18 protein-coding genes are annotated in these 21,935 nt (G+C 72.3%); 6 read left to right on the top strand and 12 right to left on the bottom strand.

The features are described 5' to 3' along the window. Positions 1–13: 13 nt before the first annotated feature. From H295_RS0102025 to H295_RS0102035, 3 genes are read right to left on the bottom strand one after another with little or no spacing between them, the layout of a single operon-like run. Entirely contained in the window at positions 14–1,303 is a 1,290-nt protein-coding gene (locus H295_RS0102025; RefSeq protein ID WP_020133675.1) for an ABC transporter substrate-binding protein, read from the bottom strand. Further along, positions 1,303–2,136, bottom strand: a complete 834-nt coding sequence (locus H295_RS0102030; RefSeq protein ID WP_020133676.1) for a carbohydrate ABC transporter permease — start codon at positions 2,134–2,136, stop codon at positions 1,303–1,305. Before H295_RS0102030 ends, H295_RS0102025 begins: the two co-directional genes overlap by 1 nt. Further along, entirely contained in the window at positions 2,133–3,065 is a 933-nt protein-coding gene (locus H295_RS0102035) for a carbohydrate ABC transporter permease (protein ID WP_020133677.1), read from the bottom strand. Before H295_RS0102035 ends, H295_RS0102030 begins: the two co-directional genes overlap by 4 nt. Before the next feature lie 201 nt (positions 3,066–3,266). Here H295_RS0102035 and H295_RS0102045 point away from each other — a divergent pair, with 201 nt between their 5' ends. Beyond that, positions 3,267–4,121: a phosphotransferase enzyme family protein gene (locus H295_RS0102045; protein ID WP_020133679.1), complete on the top strand. Its 855-nt coding sequence runs from the start codon at positions 3,267–3,269 to the stop codon at positions 4,119–4,121. A 70-nt stretch (positions 4,122–4,191) separates the two neighbouring features. On the opposite strand, the gene H295_RS0102050 is transcribed toward H295_RS0102045, so the two are convergent. Continuing rightward, positions 4,192–5,100 (bottom strand): LysR family transcriptional regulator, encoded by a 909-nt coding sequence (locus H295_RS0102050; RefSeq protein WP_020133680.1) that lies wholly within the window; start codon positions 5,098–5,100, stop codon positions 4,192–4,194. 81 nt (positions 5,101–5,181) lie between these two features. Between H295_RS0102050 and H295_RS42620 the strand changes: the two genes are divergently transcribed. Continuing rightward, positions 5,182–6,171: a DMT family transporter gene (locus H295_RS42620; RefSeq protein ID WP_020133681.1), complete on the top strand. Its 990-nt coding sequence runs from the start codon at positions 5,182–5,184 to the stop codon at positions 6,169–6,171. 7 nt (positions 6,172–6,178) lie between these two features. Here the strand turns inward: H295_RS42620 and H295_RS0102060 are convergent, their stop codons facing one another. The 4 genes from H295_RS0102060 to H295_RS0102075 form a co-directional block, all read right to left on the bottom strand. Continuing rightward, the gene (locus tag H295_RS0102060) at positions 6,179–6,901 is read right to left on the bottom strand and encodes a 3'-5' exonuclease (protein ID WP_020133682.1); all 723 of its coding nucleotides are present in this window, start codon (positions 6,899–6,901) and stop codon (positions 6,179–6,181) included. A gap of 111 nt (positions 6,902–7,012) precedes the next feature. Next, positions 7,013–8,257 carry an SAV2148 family HEPN domain-containing protein gene (locus H295_RS0102065; RefSeq protein WP_078616538.1) on the bottom strand — a complete coding sequence of 415 codons (1,245 nt, stop codon included), beginning with the start codon at positions 8,255–8,257 and terminating at the stop codon, positions 7,013–7,015. Between the two features lie 114 nt (positions 8,258–8,371). After that, a complete protein-coding gene (locus H295_RS0102070) occupies positions 8,372–9,691 on the bottom strand; it encodes a copper amine oxidase (RefSeq protein WP_020133684.1) in 1,320 nt (439 codons plus the stop codon). A gap of 58 nt (positions 9,692–9,749) precedes the next feature. Continuing rightward, positions 9,750–10,571 carry a hypothetical protein gene (locus tag H295_RS0102075; protein ID WP_020133685.1) on the bottom strand — a complete coding sequence of 274 codons (822 nt, stop codon included), beginning with the start codon at positions 10,569–10,571 and terminating at the stop codon, positions 9,750–9,752. 195 nt (positions 10,572–10,766) lie between these two features. Here H295_RS0102075 and glgX point away from each other — a divergent pair, with 195 nt between their 5' ends. The 3 genes from glgX (at position 10,767) to H295_RS0102090 (ending at position 16,809) form a co-directional block, all read left to right on the top strand. Beyond that, positions 10,767–12,893, top strand: coding sequence for a glycogen debranching protein GlgX (gene glgX, locus H295_RS0102080; protein ID WP_020133686.1), 2,127 nt, complete (start codon positions 10,767–10,769; stop codon positions 12,891–12,893). A 69-nt stretch (positions 12,894–12,962) separates the two neighbouring features. Next, on the top strand, positions 12,963–15,320 hold the full coding sequence (gene treY / locus H295_RS0102085) for a malto-oligosyltrehalose synthase (protein WP_028808968.1): 2,358 nt from the start codon (positions 12,963–12,965) through the stop codon (positions 15,318–15,320). A 232-nt stretch (positions 15,321–15,552) separates the two neighbouring features. Then, a complete protein-coding gene (locus H295_RS0102090; protein WP_028808969.1) occupies positions 15,553–16,809 on the top strand; it encodes a M14 family zinc carboxypeptidase in 1,257 nt (418 codons plus the stop codon). A 44-nt stretch (positions 16,810–16,853) separates the two neighbouring features. On the opposite strand, the gene H295_RS0102095 is transcribed toward H295_RS0102090, so the two are convergent. The 3 genes from H295_RS0102095 to H295_RS0102105 form a co-directional block, all read right to left on the bottom strand. Beyond that, positions 16,854–17,276 carry an SSI family serine proteinase inhibitor gene (locus H295_RS0102095; protein ID WP_020133689.1) on the bottom strand — a complete coding sequence of 141 codons (423 nt, stop codon included), beginning with the start codon at positions 17,274–17,276 and terminating at the stop codon, positions 16,854–16,856. Next, on the bottom strand, positions 17,273–18,637 hold the full coding sequence (locus H295_RS0102100) for a M14 family zinc carboxypeptidase (protein WP_020133690.1): 1,365 nt from the start codon (positions 18,635–18,637) through the stop codon (positions 17,273–17,275). The genes H295_RS0102095 and H295_RS0102100 overlap by 4 nt, the downstream gene beginning before the upstream one ends. Before the next feature lie 138 nt (positions 18,638–18,775). Then, positions 18,776–19,327: a DUF1707 and FHA domain-containing protein gene (locus tag H295_RS0102105; protein ID WP_020133691.1), complete on the bottom strand. Its 552-nt coding sequence runs from the start codon at positions 19,325–19,327 to the stop codon at positions 18,776–18,778. A gap of 172 nt (positions 19,328–19,499) precedes the next feature. Between H295_RS0102105 and treZ the strand changes: the two genes are divergently transcribed. After that, positions 19,500–21,245, top strand: a complete 1,746-nt coding sequence (treZ, locus tag H295_RS0102110; RefSeq protein WP_020133692.1) for a malto-oligosyltrehalose trehalohydrolase — start codon at positions 19,500–19,502, stop codon at positions 21,243–21,245. A 27-nt stretch (positions 21,246–21,272) separates the two neighbouring features. On the opposite strand, the gene H295_RS0102115 is transcribed toward treZ, so the two are convergent. After that, a complete protein-coding gene (locus H295_RS0102115; RefSeq protein ID WP_020133693.1) occupies positions 21,273–21,800 on the bottom strand; it encodes a hypothetical protein in 528 nt (175 codons plus the stop codon). Between the last annotated feature and the right edge of the window lie 135 nt (positions 21,801–21,935).

Genomic DNA, 21,935 nt, shown 5'->3' on the forward strand with positions numbered 1-21,935 from the left:
GGGCAACCGGTTTTCAGCGCTGGTAGCGGGCGAGCACCAGGCTTCCGTCCTCCTCCAGCCGCTTCCGCAGTTCACCGAGGCCGATGGCACCGCTGTAGTACTCCTGGAAGGCGGGGGTGGCCACCTTGTCCTTCCATTCGGGGTAGCCGCGCACCGACTGTGCGGGCGCCGGGCGGAGGTGCGGGGCGAGGGCGGTTCCCGTCGCCCAGCCGTCCTTCGCGGTGTGCAGGGCGGGGTCGCCGAGGGCCTCCGTGCCGGTCGGCAGCATCCAGTCGCCGAGCGCCAGCCGGACCATGTTCCTCGGCCGGAGCAGGAAGTCGATGAACGCGGCGGCCTCCTTCTTGTGCGGGCTGTCCTCGGCGACGGACAGGGTCTGCGGGCTGACCCCCTGGGTGAGCCCGTCGGCGCCGGCCGGGGCGGGCAGCACCTGCCACCGGAAGCCCTTGGGCGCCTGTTGCGCGATCTGCTGGCGGTAGGAGAAGCCGAGCGGGACCATCGCGTACTTGCCGCCGAAGAATCCGGGCAGGGTGTCGGAGCCGCCGCTGCCGAGGGTGGTGGGTGACGCGCTGTGGTCGGTGTTCGCCTGGTCGTGGATCGTGCGCGGCACGGTCTCGTCGGCCTGCTCGAAGCGGATGGTCACTTTGCCGTCGGCACCCCGGTGGAAGAGCTGTCCGCCCGCCGACAGGGAGAGGTTGAGGGTCGCGGAGACGGGTTCCTTGAGCGGCCAGGCCACACCGTACTTTCCGGCACCGCTGAGCCTTGCGGTGATCTGCCGGAACTCCGGCCAGCTCCAGGGGTGTTCGGCGGTCGGGACGCGTACGCCGGACTCCTTCAGCCAGGTGGCGTTGGCGATCAGGACGCGGGGTTCCTGGAGGAACGGCACGCCGTACACCCCGTCGCCGAAGGTGGTGGTGTCCCAACTGTGCTGCGGAATGCCGGACTTGAGCCGCGCGGGCAGCAGGTCGCTCAGGTCGGCGAGGTAGCCGCCGTAGGCGAAGTCCGCGAGGTCGTCGGAGGCGTCGTGGATGATGTCCGGCGCCTCCCCGCCCTCGAAGGAGGTGAGCAGCTGGTCGTGCACGCTGTCCCAACTCCCCTGCACGTAATCGACCTTGACCTGGGGATGGGTCGCGTTCCACTCCTTCACTAGCTCCTTGTTGGCCGCGACGGACTCCTCCTGCCAGGCGAGGGACTGGAAACGGAGGGTGACAGGTCCCGTGCCGGAGCCGTCGGCGCCGTGGGTGCAGCCGGCGAGGAGCAGCATCAGGACGACGATCCACCGTGCGCGTATCAGCTCTTCACGCATCAGCTCTTCACCGCCCCGGCCAACATACCGCCCGTGATCCGCCGTTGGATGATCGCGAAGATGATCAGCGAGGGGAGGGTGGCGAGGAAGGCGGCGGCCGCGAGCGGGCCCAGGTCGGCGACGCCCTCCGCGCCGATGAAGTGGGTGAGGACCACCGGCAGCGTCTGCTTCTCCGGGGTCTTCAGCAGGACCAGCGCGAAGAAGAACTCGTTCCACGCGGTGATGAAGGCGAACAGCGCCGTCGCCACGATTCCCGGCGCGAGCAGGGGTGCCGTCACCGACACCAGGGTCCTTAGGCGTCCGGCCCCGTCGACTGCGGCGGCCTCCTCCAGCTCGGTCGGCACGGCACGGACGTATCCGACGAGCATCCACAGCGCGAACGGCAGCGCCCACACGACGTACACCATCACCAGCCCCGCCAGGGAGTTGATCAGCCGCAGCTCCTTGAGCACGAGGAACAGCGGGATGATCACCAGCACCAGCGGGAAGGCCTGGCTGACCACCACCCAGCCGGTGGCGGCCCTCGCGAGCCGGGTGCGCTGCCGGGCCATGACGTAGGCGAGCGGCGTCGCGACGAGCACGGCGATCACGGCGGCGGCGAGCGCGGCCAGCAGGGAGTTGCCCGCGGCGCGCAGCAGGGGCTGTTCGTCGAAGGCCTGGCGGAAGTTGTCCAGGGTGGGGTGCCGCGGGATCCAGGTGGGATGCAGACTGCCCAGTTGCCGGGGGGACTTGAAGGCGGTGGAGACCAGCCAGAGGAAGGGGAAGGCGAGGAAGACGAGATATCCGAGGAGGGCGGCGTACTGGCCGGCGCGGCCGGCGGTGCTGGTCCTCATGCCTCCTCGCCTCCCTTGATCCGGCCCACCAGGAAGAGCGCGAGGAGCAGGGAGATCACCGCGACCATCACCAGCCCCATCGCGGCCGCGTAGCCGAACTGGCCGTAGCGGAAGGCCTCTTCGTAGGCGAAGAGCATCGGGAGCCGGGTCCGACCACCGGGACCCCCGCTGGTCAGCACGTACACCAGGGCGAACGAGTTGAAGTTCCAAATAAAATTCAGCGCGGTGATCGCGAGCGCAACCGGTCTCAGGACGGGCCAGGTCACTGTGCGGAACCGGCGCCAGGCGCCCGCGCCGTCCATCGCGGCGGCCTCGTGGAGTTCGCGCGGGGTGTTCTGGAGGCCGGCGAGCAGGGTGACCGTCGTCTGGGGCATCCCGGCCCAGACCCCCACGACGATCACGGCGGGCAGCGCGGAGGACAGGCCGCTCAGCCAGTCCCGGCCGTCGCCGAGGCCGAGGGTGCGCAGCGTCTCGTTGAGGACACCGGCGTCCGGGTTGTAGACGAGCCGCCACATCACACCGACGACGACCTCCGGCATGGCCCACGGGATGATCGCGAGGGCACGGGCGAGCCAGCGCAGCCTGAGGTCCTGGTCGAGGAGCAGGGCGAGCCCGAGCGCCAGCAGGAACTGCGGGACGGTCGCGCCGACCGCCCACACCAGACCGATCCGGAACGACTCCCAGAACAGCGTGTCGTGCAGCAGGTCCTGGAAGTTCAGGCCGCCGATCCACTGCGTGGCCCGGGTCCGGCCGGACTGGGCGTCGGTGAAGGCCAGCAGGATCCCGTAGAGCAGGGGCCCCACGCTGAGCACCAGGATCGGGATCAGCGCGGGCAGCACCAGGAACCAGGCGCCCCGGTCGGACGTCCGCCTGCTCCCGGCGCGCGGGGCGTCCCGCGCCGGCCGCTTCGTCGCGGTCACCACTGTCACGTGATCGGCTCCTTCGCGCGGCTCGTGACGGTCCGGGTCCAGGTGGGCCCCGTCATGGTCGTGACCACGCCGTGCCCCGTCAAGGCTCCGCGCACACGGGCCGACCTGTGCTGATGCGAGACTGGCCGATGATTGGCCCGATCACGCCGTTCCCGCCGGCGTGGCCGAGCACGCGGACCTACGGCGACTGGAGGCCGGACGATGGACGAGGCACGGGCACGGGACGTACTGGACGCGGCGGGGGTGCTGCCGGCCTCGGCACCGCTGCTCGCGCTCGGCGAGAACGCCGTGTTCGCCGCCGGTGACCTGGTCGTCAAGGTCGGCCGCGACGCCGAACTCCTCGACCGGGCGCGCCGGGAGCTGGACATCGCGGTGTGGCTCGCGGAGGCGGGGGTGCCCGCGGTGCGCGCGGCCGAGCCGAAGGCCCGGCTGGTCGAGGGGCACCCGGTGACGGTGTGGCACCGGTTGCCGGACGCCGTACGGCCCGCCGAGCCGCGGGATCTGGCCGAACTGCTGCGGGTGGTGCACGCGCTGCCGACGCCGCCCTTCGCCCTGCCGCCGCGGGACCTGCTCGGCGGTGTCGAGCGGTGGCTGCGGCTCGCGGGGGACGCCATCTCCGCCGCCGACGCGGAGTATCTGCGGCAGCGGCGGGACGGATTCGCGGGGGCGGCGGCAGCGGTGACGCCGCATCTGGTGCCGGGGCCGATCCACGGGGACGCGCTGCCCAGGAATGTGCATGTCGGGCCGTCCGGGCCGGTCCTCGTCGACCTGGAGACCTTCTCCTCGGATCTGCGCGAGCACGATCTGGTGGTGATGGCGTTGTCCAGGGACCGGTACGGGGTGCCTGCGGCCGCTTATGACGCGTTCACCGGCGCGTACGGGTGGGATGTGCGGGAGTGGGAGGGGTGTGCGGTGTTGCGGGGGGCTCGGGAGACGGCGAGTTGTGCGTGGGTGGCGCAGCATGCGCCCACTAATCCGAAGGCGTTGGTGGAGTTCGAGCGGAGGGTGCGTTCTTTGCGGGACGGGGATTCGGCTGTGCGGTGGTATCCGTTCTAGGGCGGGTGCGGGTTCGTTGTGGCTGGTCGCGCCCCGCGGCGGAGCCGCAGATCGATACAGCCCCGCGCCCCTAAGTACTCTGCTCACCCTGAATCGAGAGTGCGGCTTTCTTCAGTTCCGCCAAAACCGTCCTGACCGCCCTCCTCGCCGTTCTCTCCGGGCGGTACAGCGCGTCGATGTGGCGTCTCGCCTGGACGCCGCTGAGGGGTCTCAGCACCAACGCCGGATGGCGGCGCATCGTCCACCTGGGCATCAACGCCAGGCCGCCGCCCGCCGCCACCACCTCCGCCACCACCGCGAACTCGTTGATGCGGTGGGCCAGGTGGAGGCGGTGGCCCGCTGCGGCCGAGATCGCTTCGATGGTGGCCATCACCGGGAAGCCGTCGTGGACCGTGATCCAGGGTTCGCCGGCCACGTCCTTCGGGGTGACCCGGCGCTTGGCGGCCAGGGGGTGGTCGGCGGGCATGGCCACGTCCAGGGGTTCGCGCAGCAGCGTGGTGGCGGTCACCGTGGGCGGCCAGGCGGGGGCGTGCTCCAGGCGGTGGGCCAGGACGATGTCGTACGCGCGGGTCAGGCGCGGGAAGTCCTCCTGCGGGACGTCCTCGTCGGCCAGTCTCGGCACCGGGCCGTCCGTCCCGGCCAGCGCCTGGAGCAGCGGTGGGAAGAACGCGGCGGCCGCGCTGTGGAACGCCGCCACCGAGACCTCGCCGTCGGGGCGGTCGGCGAACTCCTCGACCGTGTGCCGGGCGCGCGCCAGGGCCGTCTCCACCTCGATGGCCGCGCCCGCCAGGGCCTGGCCGGCGTCGGTGAGGACCAGTCGGCGTCCGTCGCGCTCGGTCAGCGGCACCCGCACCGAGCGCTGGAGCAGCCGCAGCTGCTGCGAGATAGCCGAAGGGGTCACCAGCAGCGCCTCGGCGACCGCGGTGACGCTCCCCAGTTCGCCCAGCTCCCGCAGGATCCGCAGCTGACGTTCGTCCATCACAACAGTGTAGGAGTACTGAAAGATCGTTGAAGAAAATGGTTCTGGGCTTCAGGGACGGCGGGGTGCAGGGTGGGTCGGGTGTCCGACGCCCGCCGTACCGACGCGGTACTCCTGCTGGTCGCGCTCGTCTGGGGTTCGAGTTACCTGTCCGCCCAGACCGCCACCGCCGCTCTTCCCGTCCTGCTCGTCCTGTTCGCGCGCTACGCCCTGTCCGCGCTCGCGTGTCTGGGGGTGGTCGTAGCCGCTCCCGGTCGGGGGCCTCGCCGGTGGACGCGGGAGGAGCTGCGGGCGGGACTGCCCCTCGGCCTCACCCAGGCCGCCGTGCTGGTCGTCGAGACCTATGGCGTCGCCCACACCAGCGCCGGCAACGCCGGCCTCATCATCAGTCTGACCATCGTGCTCACCCCCCTTCTCGACCGCGGCGGTCAGCGGGGCGGGCTGCCGCCGGTCTTCTACGCCGCCGCCGGCCTGTGCGTCCTGGCCGTCGGGCTCCTCATGGCGGGCAACGGCTTCCACGCGCCCCGCCTCGGCGACCTGCTGATGCTCGGCGCCGCCGTGGTCCGGGCGGGCCATGTGGCGCTGGTCGGCCGGCTCACCGCGGGCCGGGCGGTACGGCCGCTGCACCTGACGACCGTGCAGACCCTCGTCGGCACCGGCCTGTTCCTGGTCCCGGCCGCACGGGACCTGCCGACCCTGGCCCGTACGGACACCGCCACCTGGACCCAGCTGCTCTATCTGGCCCTGTTCTGCAGTGTGTTCGCGTTTCTCGCCCAGACCTGGGCCGTGCAGCGCACCTCGGCCAGCCGGGCCAGTCTGCTGCTGGGCACGGAGCCGATCTGGGCCGCGGCGGTCGGTGTGGCGCTGGGCGGCGAGCACTTCACCGTACTGACCGGGCTGGGAGCGGTCCTGATGGTCACGGGTACCTACTGGGGACAGACCGTGGAGCGCGCCCACCGCGCGACCGCCCCGCGCAGCGCGGAAGTTCAGCCCACCGAGGAGGACATCGGGTGCCCGGGGCCGCCATCAACCGGCACCACGGCGCCCACCCCGCCGGCTCTGCTCCCGTGAGGGTCCCTCACACCGTCTCGTCGGCCGGCTCGCGCAGTGGCCAGGTGCCGTCGACCACCGCGGTGGCGTCGCCCTTGCGGCGCAGGAAGTCCTGGAAGTCCGCCGCCCACTGCGCGTACCACTCGATCTGGCGGCGGTGCAGTTCCGCCGGGCCGAGGGCGGCGACCTTGGGGTGGCGGACGGCTATCGCGCAGGCCAGCCGGGCCGCGGCGAGGGCGTCGGCCGAGGCGTCATGGGCCGCGTCGAGGGCGACGCCGTACTCGGTGCAGACCGCTTCGAGGTTGCGTTTGCCGCGGCGGTAGCGGTCCACCGAGCGGTCGATGGTGTACGGGTCGATGACCGGAGCCGGGTCGAGGTCGCCCAGGCGCTCGCGCAGGGACGGCAGGCCGTACCGGCGCAGTTCGGCGGAGAGCAGGCTCAGGTCGAAGGCGGCGTTGTACGCGACGACCGGGACGCCGGTCTTCCAGTAGGTGGTGAGGACGTCGGCGACGGCGTCGGCGACCTGGTCGGCGGGGCGGCCCTCGCCGGCCGCCCGCTCGTTGCTGATGCCGTGGACCGCGACGGCGTCGGCCGGGATCTCGACGCCCGGGTCGGCCAGCCACTCCCGGTGCCCCATGGGCTGCCCGCCCCTGACCTCGATCACGGCTGCCGTGACGATGCGCGCCTCGCGCGGATCGGTGCCGGTGGTCTCCAGGTCGAAACCGATCAGCAGCTCTTGGTGCCAGCCCATGGGCGGTCCCCCTTCGTGGTGGTGCTTTCCCCCAGTGGTCTCCACCTTCCCATGCGCCACTGACAATCAGACGGCCGCGTTCCGCTTACCGGCCCTGCCGTTCCGGACAGTTCAGGACACCGGGCGTGAATCGACCCAGTTCGTCTCGAACTCCTCGCGGTAGGTCGGGAAGAGCCCGATGTCGTCCACGTCGCCCGCCTTCACCACCCGGTTGCCGTTGCGCAGCACGAGCACCGGTGCCTCCATGCCCCGGGACCGGCGCAGGTAGGACTGCACGACCGCTATGCCGTCGGTGCCGTCGCCGTCCACCAGGTAGGCCGAGAAGCGGGGTGTGTCGTCGTAGACCTGGATCTCGAAGGCACCCGGGTCGCGCAGCCGGGAGCGCACCCGGCGCATGTGGAGGATGTTCATCTCGACGGCGCGGCTCAACTCGCCCCGCTTCATGCCCAGTTCCCGCTCACGCCGCTTGACCGCGCTGGAGGCCGGGTTCAGGAAGAGCAGCCGCACCCGGCAGCCGGCCTCGGCGAGCCGCACCAGGCGGCGGCCGGAGAAGTTCTGCACGAGGAGGTTGAGGCCGATGCCGACGGCGTCGAGACGGCGGGCGCCGCCGAAGATGTCCTCCGCGGGGAACTGCCGCAGCAGCCGCACCCGGTCGGGGTGGACGGCGACCACGTCGGCGTACCGGTCGCCGACCAGGTCCTCGACCGCGTCCACGGGCAGCCGCCGGGCGGACGGCACGTCACCGCCGGCGCCGAGTATCTCCAGGAGCTTGGCGGAGGCGCGCTCGGCCTGGCCGAGGACCGCCTCGGACAGGGCGCGGTTGCGGGAGACGACGTTGCGGGTCACCTCCAGCTCGTCCAGGGCCAGTTCGACGTCCCGGCGCTCGTCGAAGTAGGGCTCGAAGCACGGCCAGTGCTGCACCATCAGCTCGCGCAGCTGGGGCAGGGTGAGGAAGCTGAGGACGTTGTCGTCGGCGGGGTCGAGCAGATAGCCCTTGCGGCGGCTGACCTCACGGACGGCCACCGCGCGCTGGACCCATTCCTGCCCGGCGGGTCCTGCCGCGGCCACCACCCAGTCGTCGTGGCCGTGGACGGGTTCGTAGATGGGCCGCAGCACGGCGGCCACGACGGCCCGCAGCCGCTGCTCGACGAGGTTCAGCCAGATGTAGGCCCGCCCCGCCCGCTGCGCGCGGGTACGCACCTCACGCCAGGCTTCGGCGTCCCAGTCCAGCTCCGGCCCGATCGTCGCTCCCGCGTCCATCGGCCGTGCCAGGGACACCGTGCCGGGCGGGGCGTCTTGGGAGTTCCCCTCGTGACCCTCGTCACCAGGGGGCAACTCCAGCCCTCCCGAGCCCACCCGCGCACCGCCTTCCGCTCCCCCGGGTGCCACCCGGAGGGTCTCCCCACCCAACGATCAAGGAAGGGTACTCCGGGAGCGGTCGGCGGTGCAGCCGGATGGACAGGGTCAATCTCAACTACCGGGCGTCCACTGTCCGTTCTGTCCGGCGAGCTCGGCCGGAGTGAGCGGATTCATAGCCGTGACGTCCCTCGGGGCGATGGAGAATCCCTGCCAGTGGACCGGCATGGGCTGCTGGTCCTCGTCCCGGGCGATGTGGTGGAAGCCCACGTTCATCCAGACCACCGGGTGGGTGAGCGTCTGGCCGTTGACCCACTTGTCGACGGACTTGCCCGCCCCGGCACCGCAGTTGCCGGGGTTGTTGCTGGCGAACTGCTCGCACTCGTTGTACTCGGTGAAGTACACGTCGTGCTTGGTGAAGCTGCGCCCCGGGTACTTGGTGCTCGGGCCGGGGACGATCTCGTACGACCGCGGGTGCCAGTCCTTGTTCTTGCCGACCGCGCTGACCACCCGCCACCAGCGGTAGCTCTTGGCGTCGCCGGCGAGTTCCTTGGTGACCGGGGTGCGGGTGGTCTTGGTGCTCGGCGCCTGCTGGCCCGGGGCCGCGGCGGTGACCGTCGAGTCGTACTGCTCGACGCGGTTCTTGGAGGAGCCGTCGAGGGCGAAGTCCAGGCGCCAGAACGCGTTGTGGCTGTGGCTGGTGGCCTGGGCGCGGGGGCCCTTTCCGATGGGCCAGCCGCGGCCGTCGCCGGCGTCGTAGTCGTAGTAGGAGAGGCTGCCGGTCGCACCGAGGTTCATGGTGATGGTGCCGTCGTCCTGGAAGCGCCACTCGGTCATGTACTCGTACCAGCCGACCTGGTTGACCGAGTAGACCAGCAGGTCCTTGCCCTGGGCCTGGTAGACCTTGTTGGCACTGTCGCCCTGCATGCGGTAGGCGTGGCCGCGGGAGCGGGTCGTGGTGCACAGGCCGCTGACGTCCGGCTGGTCCGGGTCCCAGGAGTCGGGGACCTTGACCTTCTTGATGGTGCCGCCGGGGCACTCGCCCGGGTCCAGGTTCATCAGGCCCTGCGCGAAGCCGAAGCCGGTCAGGTCGTCGTACTCGACGCTGCCGTCGTCGTAGGGGACGTGGATCTGGCCGAGCCGGGCACTGTTGAGGACCTTGATGGGCGCGGCCTCGCCCTTGGGCTGGTAGGAGATGTCCTCCAGGACGAGCCCGGCCTTGCTGTCGTAGCGCCAGCACATGCTCCAGGTCGTGCCGCTGGACAGCTTCTGCTCGATCTTGTAGGCGGAGCTGCACTCCGCGGCGGCCGCGGCGGCGGCCTTCGGCTGGGCGGCGGCCGGTCCCGCGCCGGTGGTGACACCGGCGGCCAGCGCGACCACGGAAACGCCGAGGGCCGCGTGCCTGCGCGCGCGGCTGGTTCTGTTGACACGCATGAAGAGATGACTCCCTTGCGGAAGGAGCAGGTGGGAAAAGTGGACGAAAAGGCGCGGCTCAGCCGGCGAGCTTGGCGATCTTGCGGGCGCTGAGGTCGATCACGAAGGCCCTGGCGTCGATCCAGGGGCCGTTCTTCACCTTCGGGAACAGCCGTACGCAGCGGTGCTCGCCGCACTTGTCGAGCACGGCCGGCTGGCCGCCCGGGACCGCCCGGTACACCGCGCCGGTGAGCAGCAGCTGGTTCGGGTCGGTGAGTGCCTTGTCGGTGGCGTCCTTGTAGTCGGCCTTGAGGTCCGCGCCCAGCGGGTCGGCGATCAGCAGGCTCGCGGCCTCCGCGTACTCGGCGCTGCTCAGCGGCGGCTGCACGCCGTGCTGGGTGCCGGTCGCGACGACCTTGCCGGTGGCGAGGTCGACGGTCTTGGTGACGAGGGTGTCGTCCCGGTAGTCGTAGAACGTGACGTCCGCGCGCCGGGGCGCGTTCGGGTCGTCGAGTTCGTCGGCCTTCGGGTCGGCGAGGTCGACGGTGAGCCGCTGGGGGCCGCGCTCGCCCTCGACGTCCTCACTGGTGTCGAACATCTGCCGGTTCACGGCGAGCTGCTCGACCCGCTTGATCTCGTCGTCGGTGAGCGGGTCGCGGCCCTTGCCCTTCTCCCCCTCGGCCGCGGGCGCCTGCTCGACGACCCCGGGCGCCACCGCCCCGTCCCGGCCCGCTCCGGCCTGCGCCGCGGACCGACCTGCGGCTGTCGTGCCGCCCCCCGGGTCGTCGTCCGCCCCTGCCGTGCCCGGCAGGGTGATCCCGATCATCACGGCGGTCCCGGCCACCGCGATGGCCGCACCTGCCACCACCTTCCCGAGGTGGCGGTGCACTATCTTGCGCACATCTTCCCCCTACTCCCCGGCGAACTCCGGGAGTACGTGTATGCCCCAATGGTTCGGCCCAGGGCGGTCCTGTGATCGTCCTGTGCGCCGGTCGCTGGGTAAGAGGGACGTAAGTCATAGGTGGTTCCATCACTTTCGTGGACACTCGAGCCCAAGGCGCCACACGGGGCGCGTGACACCTGAAAGAGTCGTTCCATGCAGGTCTGGCCTGGAGAGGCGTATCCACTCGGTGCCACGTACGACGGCGCCGGTACCAACTTCGCGGTCTTCACGGAGGCCGCGGACCGAGTAGAGCTGTGTCTGTTGCACGACGACGGCTCGGAAACGGCGGTGGAACTGCGCGAGAGCGACGCGTTCGTGCGGCACGCGTACCTGCCCGGCGTGATGCCCGGACAGCGCTACGGCTTCCGTGCGCACGGCCCGTACGCTCCCGAGCGCGGCCTGCGCTGCAACTCGTCGAAGCTGCTGCTCGACCCGTACGCGCGCGCGGTCAGCGGTTCGATCCGCTGGGGCGAGGAGGTGTACGGCTACCACTTCGACGCGCCCGACCGGCGCAACGACCTCGACTCGGCGCCGCACACCATGACGTCGGTCGTGGTCAACCCGTACTTCGACTGGGGCGACGACCGGCGGCCCCGGATCGGCTACCACGAGACGGTGATCTACGAGGCGCACGTCAAGGGCCTCACCATGCGGCACCCGGGGCTGCCCGAGGAGCTGCGCGGCACCTACGCCGCTCTCGCGCACCCGGCGATCATCGAGCACCTGGTGGAGCTCGGCGTCACCACGCTGGAGCTGATGCCGGTCCACCAGTTCGTGAACGACCACCGTCTGGTCGACATGGGCCTGAACAACTACTGGGGCTACAACACCATCGGCTTCTTCGCCCCGCACAACGCGTACGCCTCCTGGGGCGACCGCGGCCAGCAGGTCCTGGAGTTCAAGTCGGCGGTCCGGGCGCTGCACGAGGCCGGGATCGAGGTCATCCTGGACGTCGTCTACAACCACACCGCCGAGGGCAACCACCTGGGCCCGACGCTGTCCTTCAAGGGGCTGGACAACCCGCAGTACTACCGCCTGACCGACGACCAGCGGTACTACATGGACACCACCGGCACCGGGAACTCCCTGCTGATGCGGTCCCCGCACGTCCTTCAGCTGATCATGGACTCGCTCCGGTACTGGGTCACCGAGATGCATGTCGACGGGTTCCGCTTCGACCTGGCGGCGACCCTGGCCCGGCAGTTCCACGAGGTGGACCGGCTGTCGTCGTTCTTCGACCTGGTGCAGCAGGACCCGGTGGTCTCCCAGGTGAAACTGATCGCCGAGCCGTGGGACGTGGGCGAGGGCGGCTACCAGGTGGGCAACTTCCCGCCGCTGTGGACGGAGTGGAACGGCAAGTACCGCGACACCGTACGGGACCTGTGGCGGGGCGAGGGCCGCGCGCTCGCGGAGTTCGCGTCCCGGCTGACCGGTTCCTCCGACCTGTACCAGGACGACGGGCGGCGGCCGCTCGCCTCGATCAACTTCGTCACCTGCCACGACGGTTTCACCCTGCGCGACCTGGTCTCGTACAACGACAAGCACAACGAGGCCAACGGGGAGGACAACCGGGACGGCGAGAGCCACAACCGGTCCTGGAACTGCGGGGTGGAGGGCGAGACCGACGACCCGGCGGTGCGGGAGCTGCGCGCCCGGCAGATGCGCAACTTCGTCGCCACCCTGATGCTCTCCCAGGGTGTGCCGATGATCAGTCACGGCGACGAGCTCGCCCGCACCCAGGGCGGCAACAACAACGCCTACTGCCAGGACAGCGAGATCGCCTGGGTGCAGTGGCCGGACGGGGCCGAGGAGGCGGGGCTCAGCAGTGAGCTGCTGGAGTTCACGCGCGCGATGGTGTGGCTGCGCAGGGACCACCCGGTCTTCCGGCGCCGCCGGTTCTTCCACGGCCGGCCCGTGGAGGGCACCCATGACGAGCTCTCCGACATCGCCTGGTTCACCCCCGAGGGCAAGGAGATGGCCCAGCGGGACTGGGACCGGGCGCAGGCCTCGGCGCTGACGGTGTTCCTGAACGGCAACGCGATCTCCGAGCCCGGCCCGCGCGGGGAGCGGATCACCGACGACTCGTTCCTGCTGATGTTCAACGCCTCGCCGAAGACGCTCGACTTCGTGGTGCCGGTCAACCACGGCCGGCAGTGGGAGGTCGTGGTCGACACCGCCCGCCCGGACGGGGTGCCGCCCGGCACGGGGGCGAAGGTGCAGGCCGGGGACCGGCTCAGCCTGGTGGACCGGAGCCTGACCGTGTTGCAGCGGCCGGTCTAGGGGGCGCCCGGGGAGGGCACATGGAGCAGCGATGACACGAAAGGCCGCAGGGCGGGTACGTAGGTTCGCATGACACCTGAGCGATCCGTCCCTGCGGTGCCGACGGCCACGTACCGGCTCCAGTTGCAGCCCGAGTTCCCGTTCGGGGCCGCGGCGGCCGCCGTGCCGTACCTGGCCTCGCTCGGCGTCTCGCATCTGCACCTGTCGCCCGTCCTGGAGGCCGTGCCCGGTTCGACGCACGGCTACGACGTCGTCGACCCCGCGCGGGTGCGCGAGGAGCTGGGCGGCGAGGACGGGCTGCGGGCGCTGTCCGGCACCGCGCGACAGCACGGACTGGGCCTGGTGCTGGACATCGTGCCGAACCACATGGCGATGGCCCCGCGCCACAACCGCGCCCTGTGGGAGGTGCTGCGGGAGGGCCCGAAGTCGCCGTACGCGCGCTGGTTCGACATCGACTGGGAGGCGCAGGACGGCCAGGTGCTGCTGCCGGTGCTGGGGCGCCCGGTCGGCGCGGAGCTGGGCAGCCTCACCGTGGACGGCGAGGTGCTGCGCTACCACGACCACGTCTTCCCGCTCCGCGAGGGCACCGCGGAGCTGCCGCTGCCGCAGCTCCTGGACGCGCAGTGGTACCGCCTCGCCTGGTGGCGGCTGGCCCGTACGGAACTCAACTACCGGCGCTTCTTCAGCATCTCCGAGCTGATCGGGGTGCGGGTGGAGGACCCGGAGGTGTTCGAGGCCACCCACGGCAAGGTCCTCCAGCTGCTGCACGAGGGCGTGGTGGACGGGCTGCGGATCGACCACCCGGACGGCCTCGCGGACCCCGACGGCTACCTCCGGCGGCTGCACGAGGCGACCGGCGGCCGCTGGACGGTCGTGGAGAAGATCCTCGCCGACGGTGAGCACCTGCCCGCCTCCTGGCCGGTGGCCGGGACGACCGGCTACGACGCCCTGAGGCACCTCGACGGGCTCTTCACGGACCCGGCGGGGTTCGGGGAGCTCCTCGGCCAGTACCGGCGGTTCGCGGCCCCCCAGACGGACCGTGGCGGCGACTGGGCGGCGACGGTACGGCGGGCGGCGTACAAGGTGATCACGCACGAGCTGGCGGCCGAGACCGAGCGGCTGACCCGGGCGGCGGTCCGCGTGTGCGCCGCGTCCCCGGAGCCCGCGTTGCGCGACCGGGCGCCCTGGGCGCTGCGCACCGCGCTGGTGGAGCTCCTGGTGCGCATGGAGGTCTACCGGCCCTACGCCTCCTCGGACGCCGCCGCCGTGGTCACCGAGGAGGCCGCGGCCGAGGCCCGGCTCGCCTTCGCGGTCCCCGAGGAGGCGGAGGCCGTCGACGTCGTACGGGATCTGGTGCTGGGGCGGGCCGGTGACGGGCCGGAGCACGTGGAGTTCCGGACCCGGTTCGCGCAGACCTCGTCGGCACTGCGGGCCAAGTCCGTGGAGGACACGGCGTTCTACCGGTACGTGCCGCTGCTGTCGGCGACCGAGGTCGGCGGGAACCCCGGGAGCCCGGCGGTCTCCCCGGAGGAGTTCCACACGTACTGCGCGCGCGTGCAGCGCGACTGGCCGCTGACGGGGACGGTCGCCTCCACGCACGACACCAAGCGCAGCGCGGACGTGCGGGCCGCGCTGGCCGTGCTCACCGAGTGCCCCGGGTGGTGGGCGGACACGCTCGCGGAGGTGACACGCACCGGTGACGGGGTGCCGGACGCGCAACTGGCCTGGGCGGCCTGGCAGACGGTGTTCGGGCTCGGCCCCGCGGAGCCCGGGCGGGCGCGGGAGGCCCTGCTGAAGCATGTGCGCGAGGCGGGCCTGTACACGAGCTGGACGGAGCAGGAGCCGGCGTACGAGGAGGCCGTGGCGGCGTTCGTCGCGGCGGGGCCGTGCGGGCCGCAGGGCGAGCGGGTGGCCGAGCTGCGGCACCGGCTGCGGCCGCACATCCTGGCCAATGTGCTGGGCGCGGCCCTGGTGCAGCTGACCATGCCGGGGGTGCCCGACGTGTACCAGGGCACCGAGGGCGAGTACCTGGCGCTGGTGGACCCGGACAACCGGCGGGCCGTGCGCTTCCCGCCGGAGGACTCCGGCGACAAGGACGCGCTCACCGCGGCGGCGCTGCGGCTGCGCAGGCGGCGGCCGGAGGTCTTCGGGGCGTCGGCGGCCTATGAGCCGCTGGCCGCCGAGGGGCCCGCCGCGGCGCACTGCGTGGCCTTCACGCGCTCCGGGGAGGTGCTCACGGCGGTGACCCGGCTGTCGCTGCGGCTGGCGGAGGCGGGCGGCTGGGAGGAGACGGTGCTGCCGCTGCCGCCCGGGGTGTGGAGCGACGTGCTGGTGCCGGAGCGGGAGTTCTCGGGACAGATGCGGTTGGCCGACCTGTTCGGGGCGTCGCCGGTGGCGCTGCTGGAGCGGCGGGCTGCGGCCGGGTGAGCGCGGGCCGCGCCCGGGGCACGGCCGGCCGTCCTGAGGGCGCGGACCTGCGGTGACCGCCGGGCGGGCGCCTGCGGTACGGGGGCGCGGGCCGCCCTTCGGCGTCCACGGTTGTGCCCGCTGCCGGCGCGTTGCCTCCGGGCGCCCCCTGGCGCCTCCCCCACGGCGTCCTTGACAGCTCAACCGGACCGTGGGGTACTGCGGATTGCGAGGCCGGTCGGACATGTCGGGGGTGAGTCTCCTGCCGGAGCTGCGCTACCCCACGGTGCCCGAACTTGTGCTGTCCGCAAGGGCGTTGGCCGCCATGCGACCCGGTGTCTGCCGACTGCGGCAGGTGGGTGTCTCGCGCGCGGGCAGGCCCCTGCAGCTGCTGTCGGTCGGCCACGCCCGGCGGGCCGTCCTGGTGGTCGCGGGCGCCCACGCCAATGAACCCGCCGGCGGCCCCGCGGCGCTGGCGGTGGCCGAACGGGTCCTGGCCGAGCGGCAGTTGCGGGCGGACACCTCCTGGCACTTCCTGCTGTGCGCGGATCCCGACGGGGCGAGTCTCCATGTCACCCCGGCGCCCCGCAGTCTGTTCGACTACCACCTCGGGTTCTTCCGGCCGGCCGGTGCGGAGCAGCCGGAGTGGGCGCCGTCGATGCTGCCGCCCGACCGGCTGCCGCCCGAGACCCGCGCGCTGACCGCGGTGATCGACGAACTGCGGCCCTACCTCCAGGTGACCCTGCACGGCACCGATCTGGGCGGCAGTTGGGTGCAGTTGACGAAGGACGTCCCCGGTCTCGCCGAGCCGTTCGCCAAGTCCGCGGCGGAGTTGCACATTCCGGTGGAGACCAGCGCCTCGGACGCGGCGGGCTGGCCGGCGTCGGGGCCGGGAGTGCATGTGATGCCGGCGCCGGGCGCGGGGGCGGCGTACCCGAGCATGCCGGACGACGCCCGGCACAGCACCTGGTACCACGCGCACCGGTACGGCGGTCTGACCGCGGTCGTCGAGGTGCCGATGTGGGCGAGCGACCTGGTGGACGATCCGGCACCGCATCCGGACCCGGCGGCGGCGATACGGCGGCTGGCGGGCCGGCTGCTGCGGCAGGCGCGGACGGTGGAGCGGGTGCTCGGGGACGCGCGGCCGCGTCTCGAGGGGGTGGACGGGCCCCTGCTGCGGGCGGCCACCTGGGGTCTGGAGCTGGTGCCGGGGCTGGCCGCGGACTGGATCCACACCCGTCCCGCCGACGGGACCCGGGCGTACATCGGCAGTGTGGACGCGTTCTCCCGGCGGTTGCCGCTGCGGGTGGCGGCCATGCTGCTGCGGGTCCTCCGGGAGAACGACGACCGCGCTGCGCCAGGCCTCGAACACCTCGTCAGGCTCTGGAGCGACGCCTTCGCGGAGCGTTTCCGGGCCCGCTGGGTGCCGTTGGAGCACCAGGTGGAGCACCAGGCCCGCACGGTCGTGACGGTGGCACTGCACGCGCGGGACCGGGCGGACCGAGAGTGACGCGGCGCCACGCGCGCGTGCGCCCGTGCTTCGCTGCGGGCGGGTCAGCTCTCCAGCGCGAACACCGCCCCGGTCCGCGCCTGCATCACGCATCCGTTCGAGAAGGTCCGGCGGTACTCGACGGGCCGGCCGTCCCACTGTCCGCGCGCCTGGACGGTGACCGGGGCGTAGAGCATCGGGCAGAAGACGTCGGCGGCAGGCAGGGCGTCGATGTCGCCGCCGGCCGCGTCGAGCTGGGCGCAGGCCTCGGCGGCGCGGCCGTGGCCCTGGGGCGGGTCGCACAGCAGGAGGGTGCCGCGGGTGTCGCTGGAGCGGCTGTCGCCCTTGGTGACCGTGAGGTAGAGGTAGTCGCCGACGGACCGGTCCCCCGCCGAGACGGGGGCCGCGGCGGCCAGCAGGACGGCCGCCGCCGTCAGACCCGTGCGGGCCGCTCGTCGCAGTGCTGTCGCTGTGTGGGTGTGCGTCATTCCCGATGCATCGGCACGGCGGCCTCGGATCCCCACCCGGGCTCACCCGAACGGGAGCGCGCGGGCGCGTCCCGTGCGGCGAGTTCGAAGGCCGCGAGCACGACCCGGGACTGGTACTCGATCTGGCGCGGGACCGGGATCCAGCGGGCCCCGCAGCCGTCGCGGTAGTCGGCGCACCACAGGTCGATCAGCCGGTCCAGCTCGGGCAGCGCGCCGGCCGGGTCGGTGCCCGCGCGGATCACGAGCTGGTGGAGGAGTCCGGCGGTGCGCAGGGCGAGGCGCCGGCCGGCGATGCGCAGGGCGGCCAGATGGCCGACGCTGAGCGGGGGCAGCGGGCGGCCGCTGCCGGTGACGTCGGGGTCCCAGGCGTCGGCGAGCCCCGGGCAGACCAGTAAATAGTCGTCGACCGGGGCGAGCAGCCGGGCGGCGTCCGGGGCGTCCGAGACATAGCGGCGGATCCGCGCCAGGACGTCCTGGAGGAGCCGTGCGTCGCGGCGCAGGGTGTGGCTGACGGTCCGCAGGACGGCAGCGGTATCGGGCGGCAGGCCGGCGTCCTCGACGCCGGCCACGCCCCACATGGGGGCTTCGACGACGGCCGTCACGGTGCCGTACGGGTGCGGGTGGTACCAGGTCGACTCGACGGCGGCTTCCGTTATGGCGGCGGCCAGGTCACCGCGGCGGGGTGGCGGGATCCGGTAGACGGCGGGGCCCAGGCACGGCCAGTAGAGCGTGTCGTACGGGCCGAACTCGCGCGGGATGTGCAGCTCGGCGGCGGTGTGGGCGACGTGCCGGGGGAGGCCGGGCAGGTCGCGGGTGAGTTCGACGAAGCCGCCGCCGACGTCGACGCCGTGCAGGGAGCACTGGAGGAAGGGACGCAGCTCGTCCTGGAGGGCGAGGAGGGTGCGGGTCTCCGGCAGCGCCGCGGCCTGCGCGCCGTCCGGGAGCCATTCCGGCTGTTCGCCGAAGCCGGGCCGGAAGAACTTCCGGAAGTAGCGGTCGAGGGAGTACGGGCCGCGCAGCCAGCCCTCGTTGCGCCGCAGGCCGTCGGGGTCGAGGCAGAGCAGGAGGTTCCAGGTGGCGTCGGCCCCGGCGGTGAGGCGGGGGTCGGCCAGGGCCCGCTCGGCGAGTCTGAGGACGGTGCCGCCGCCCACGGGCTCGTTGGCGTGCGGTCCGGCGACGACGAGGGCCTGGCGGCTGCCGTGGCCGACGGAGAGCAGCCACAGGGGGCTGCCGGCCCGTGAGGTGCCGACCCGGCGCAGCCGGGCGTCCGCGGGATGGCGGGCGACGAGTGACGCGGCCCGTGCGCCCAGCTCGTCGACGGTCGGGTAACGGAGGAGGGGCGGCAGGGCACACCTCCACAATGTGGTGCCGTCGGTTCACCTGGTGTGCATGGTGTACGCACAGTCAGTCACGACTTGACGGTTACGTCAACACCGTGCGAAGGAAAGGGCTTTGGGTCGCGACGGCACGTAAAGCCCAGGCCAGAGGTGAGCTTGGGCTCAGTTCACCGCGAGCCGGAAGGCCATCCGTCCGAACCCGACCTGGTCGCCCTCGCGGACGACGGCGGCACCGATGACCCGACGGCCGTTGACCGTGGTGCCGTTGGTGGAGCCGAGGTCCCGCAGCACCCACATCCCGCCCTGGCGGCTGAGTTCGGCGTGCACACGGGAGACCGTCTCGTGGGTCAGCCTGAGGCCGTTGGCCGGGTCCCGGCCGATGCGCAGCGCGTGACCGCTGCCGGGGTGCGGCAGCAGCAGCTTGGGCAGCCGCTCGGCCTGCCACGCCCTGCGCAGCCGTACGGTGAAGCCGGAGACGGCCTCGACGGTGCCGAACACCAGCCGGGCGACGCGGTTCTCCTGGGGCAGGTCGGCGGTGAGCGCGGCGAGTTCGTCGGACCGGCGGGCGACGAGGGCCAGTTCCATGCGGCGCACGAAGGTGTCGTGCGACAGGCGGCCCATGGCGACGCCGTCACGGAGCACCTTCAGCGCCTTGTCGCGCTCCACGTCGGAGAGCCGCGCGGGGTACGTGTTGAACTCGAAGGACGACGTCACGTTCGTGATTGTCGGGCAGTGAACCCCGGGTGTCCAGAAAACGAGACAACGGCCGCCACGCGCGCGTACCCGACGACACCTGCGGCAAAGGGGCTGATTCCGAGGCGGATTGATCGCGTCTGACGCACCATGGACGGGCTGGATCCGGATGAGCCGACGAAGGGGACCGTCCGTGCAGTTCGAGGTGTGGGCACCACAGGCCGGCCGTGTGACGCTCCATTGCGAGGGCGCCACGCGCGCGTTGGAGCGCGATCCGGAGCGCGCGGGATGGTGGTGGACGGAGGCGGAGGCCGCGGACGGCACCCGCTACGGCTTCGCGCTGGACGACGGCCCGGTGCTGCCCGATCCGCGCTCGCGGCGCCAGCCGGACGGACCGGACGGGCTCAGCGCGGTCGTCGAGCACGAGCGCCACGCGTGGCGCAGCCGGTGGACCGGCCGCCCCCTGCCGGGCGCGGTCCTGTACGAGCTGCACGTGGGCACCTACACGCCCGAGGGCACCCTGGACGCGGCCGCCGGCCGCCTCGAGCACCTCGTCGAACTCGGCGTGAGCCACGTCGAGTTGATGCCCCTGTGCCCCTTCCCGGGGCGGCACGGCTGGGGGTACGAGGGGGTCTCCCTGTGGGCGGTGCACGAGCCCTACGGCGGCCCCGAGGCCCTGAAGCGTTTCGTGGACCGGGCGCATGAACTGGGTCTCGGGGTCGTGCTGGACGTGGTGCACAACCACCTGGGCCCGTCGGGCAACTACCTGCCCGCCTTCGGGCCGTACTTCACGGACACGCATCACACTCCCTGGGGTTCCGCGGTCAACCTGGACGCGCCGGGCTCGGACGAGGTGCGCGCGTATCTGCTGGGCAGCGCGCTCTCCTGGCTGCGGGACTACCGGATCGACGGACTGCGCCTGGACGCCGTGCACGCGCTGGCGGACACCCGCGCCTGCCACTTCCTGGAGGAGCTGTCGACGGCGGTCGACGCCCTCGCCGCCGACCTGGGGCGGCCGCTGTTCCTGATCGCCGAGTCCGATCTCAACGACCCCCGGCTCATCACCCCCCGCGCCCAGGGGGGTCTCGGGCTGCACGCGCAGTGGAACGACGACTTCCACCACGCCCTGCACACCGCGCTCACCGGCGAGTCCCAGGGCTACTACGCCGACTTCGCCCGCGCCCCCCTGGCGTCGCTCGCCAAGACCCTCACCGGCGGCTACTTCCACGACGGCACCTGGTCCAGCTTCCGGGGCCGCAGCCACGGGCGTCCGCTGGACCGCACCCGCACGGCCGGGCACCGGCTGCTCGGCTACTCCCAGACCCACGACCAGATCGGCAACCGCGCCCAGGGCGACCGGCTGGCGGCGTCCCTCTCCCCCGGCCTGGCGGCCTGCGCGGCGGCGCTGGTGCTGACCGCGCCCTTCACGCCCATGCTGTTCATGGGCGAGGAGTGGGCCGCGGGCACGCCCTGGCAGTTCTTCACCGACCACACCGATCCCGAACTCGCCGAGGCCGTACGACGGGGCCGGCGCCGGGAGTTCGCGGAGCACGGCTGGGCCGAGGAGGACGTGCCCGACCCGCAGGACCCGGCGACCCGGGACCGCTCCTGCCTCGACTGGTCCGAGCTCGACCGTGAGCCCCACGCGCGGGTGCTGGCCTGGTACCGCCGGCTCCTGGCGCTGCGCCACGAGCACCCGGACCTCACCGACCCCGACCTCGCCGACACCAAGGTCGCCCATGACGAGGGCCGACGCTGGCTCGCCTTCCGCCGCGGGGACGTCCGGGTCGCCGTGAACCTCGCGAAGTCGACGGCGGCCATCCCGCTCGGGCCCCGCGAGGCCCGCGTCCTAGCGGCCTGGGAGCCGGTGGAGGCGCCGGGCACGGACGGAGTGCTGCATGTTCCCGGCGAGTCGTGCGTGGTGCTGCTCCAGGCGTGACGCCATGGATTCCGCTCGCCTCCCGGCTCAGACGAGGGCGGACACGGCGGGCACTCCCTGGTGGCGGGCCCGTATGCGCAGGCCACGGGCGACGATGACGCCGAGACGGACGATGACCTCGCCGAAGGCCATCAGAATCAGGGCGGCCACCCAGGCCTGTCCGCTGGTGATGTCGTGGTCGGCGGAGAAGCGGGCGACATGCGCCGCACCGGAGGCGTGGGAGGTCCAGACCGCGAAACCGAGTCGGAAGCCCATGCTGACCACCCACAGGGCCGCCGCGCCCCACGTCGCCCTGACCCGCACGTGTCCGTCGGCGAACCGCACGCGGGTGATCAGGCCCCCTGCCAGGCCGAAGGCGACTCCGGTCGCGGCGAACAGCGCGATCAGCAGCGCGTCGTTGCCGGCCGTGGGGATGTGGTGGAGGTAGGTGGTCCCGGCCCAGGTGATCAGCGCGAGGGGCAGCAGGACCGTGCGCAGGGTCAGTCTCTCCTCGCGGAGCTGCCGGAAGACCACGAGGAGAAGGGCCACGTCGATGAGCCAGTCGGAGATCGTCATGCGTCGACTATCCGGCTCGGGCACGGTCGTGCGCCTCGGCCCGGGGGTGGACGGAGGGTGGAAATACGCAGGTGGAGACGGTCCGAGAAGGAAGCCACCCACGGGTGGAGCGCCCTACGGGTGGAACGGCCTGCC

This window comes from Streptomyces sp. 351MFTsu5.1, from assembly GCF_000383655.1.
Taxonomy (GTDB): Bacteria; Actinomycetota; Actinomycetes; order Streptomycetales; family Streptomycetaceae; genus Streptomyces; species Streptomyces griseorubiginosus.

What these genes read in the sequence shown, in the direction of transcription:
- H295_RS0102025 (WP_020133675.1), bottom strand. Translation starts at nt 1,303, where the DNA reads ATGCGTGAAGAGCTGATACGCGCACGGTGGATCGTCGTCCTGATGCTG.
- H295_RS0102030 (WP_020133676.1), bottom strand. Translation starts at nt 2,136, where the DNA reads ATGAGGACCAGCACCGCCGGCCGCGCCGGCCAGTACGCCGCCCTCCTC.
- H295_RS0102045 (WP_020133679.1), top strand. Translation starts at nt 3,267, where the DNA reads ATGGACGAGGCACGGGCACGGGACGTACTGGACGCGGCGGGGGTGCTG.
- H295_RS0102050 (WP_020133680.1), bottom strand. Translation starts at nt 5,100, where the DNA reads ATGGACGAACGTCAGCTGCGGATCCTGCGGGAGCTGGGCGAACTGGGG.
- H295_RS0102060 (WP_020133682.1), bottom strand. Translation starts at nt 6,901, where the DNA reads ATGGGCTGGCACCAAGAGCTGCTGATCGGTTTCGACCTGGAGACCACC.
- H295_RS0102070 (WP_020133684.1), bottom strand. Translation starts at nt 9,691, where the DNA reads ATGCGTGTCAACAGAACCAGCCGCGCGCGCAGGCACGCGGCCCTCGGC.
- glgX (WP_020133686.1), top strand. Translation starts at nt 10,767, where the DNA reads ATGCAGGTCTGGCCTGGAGAGGCGTATCCACTCGGTGCCACGTACGAC.
- treY (WP_028808968.1), top strand. Translation starts at nt 12,963, where the DNA reads ATGACACCTGAGCGATCCGTCCCTGCGGTGCCGACGGCCACGTACCGG.
- H295_RS0102095 (WP_020133689.1), bottom strand. Translation starts at nt 17,276, where the DNA reads ATGACGCACACCCACACAGCGACAGCACTGCGACGAGCGGCCCGCACG.
- H295_RS0102115 (WP_020133693.1), bottom strand. Translation starts at nt 21,800, where the DNA reads ATGACGATCTCCGACTGGCTCATCGACGTGGCCCTTCTCCTCGTGGTC.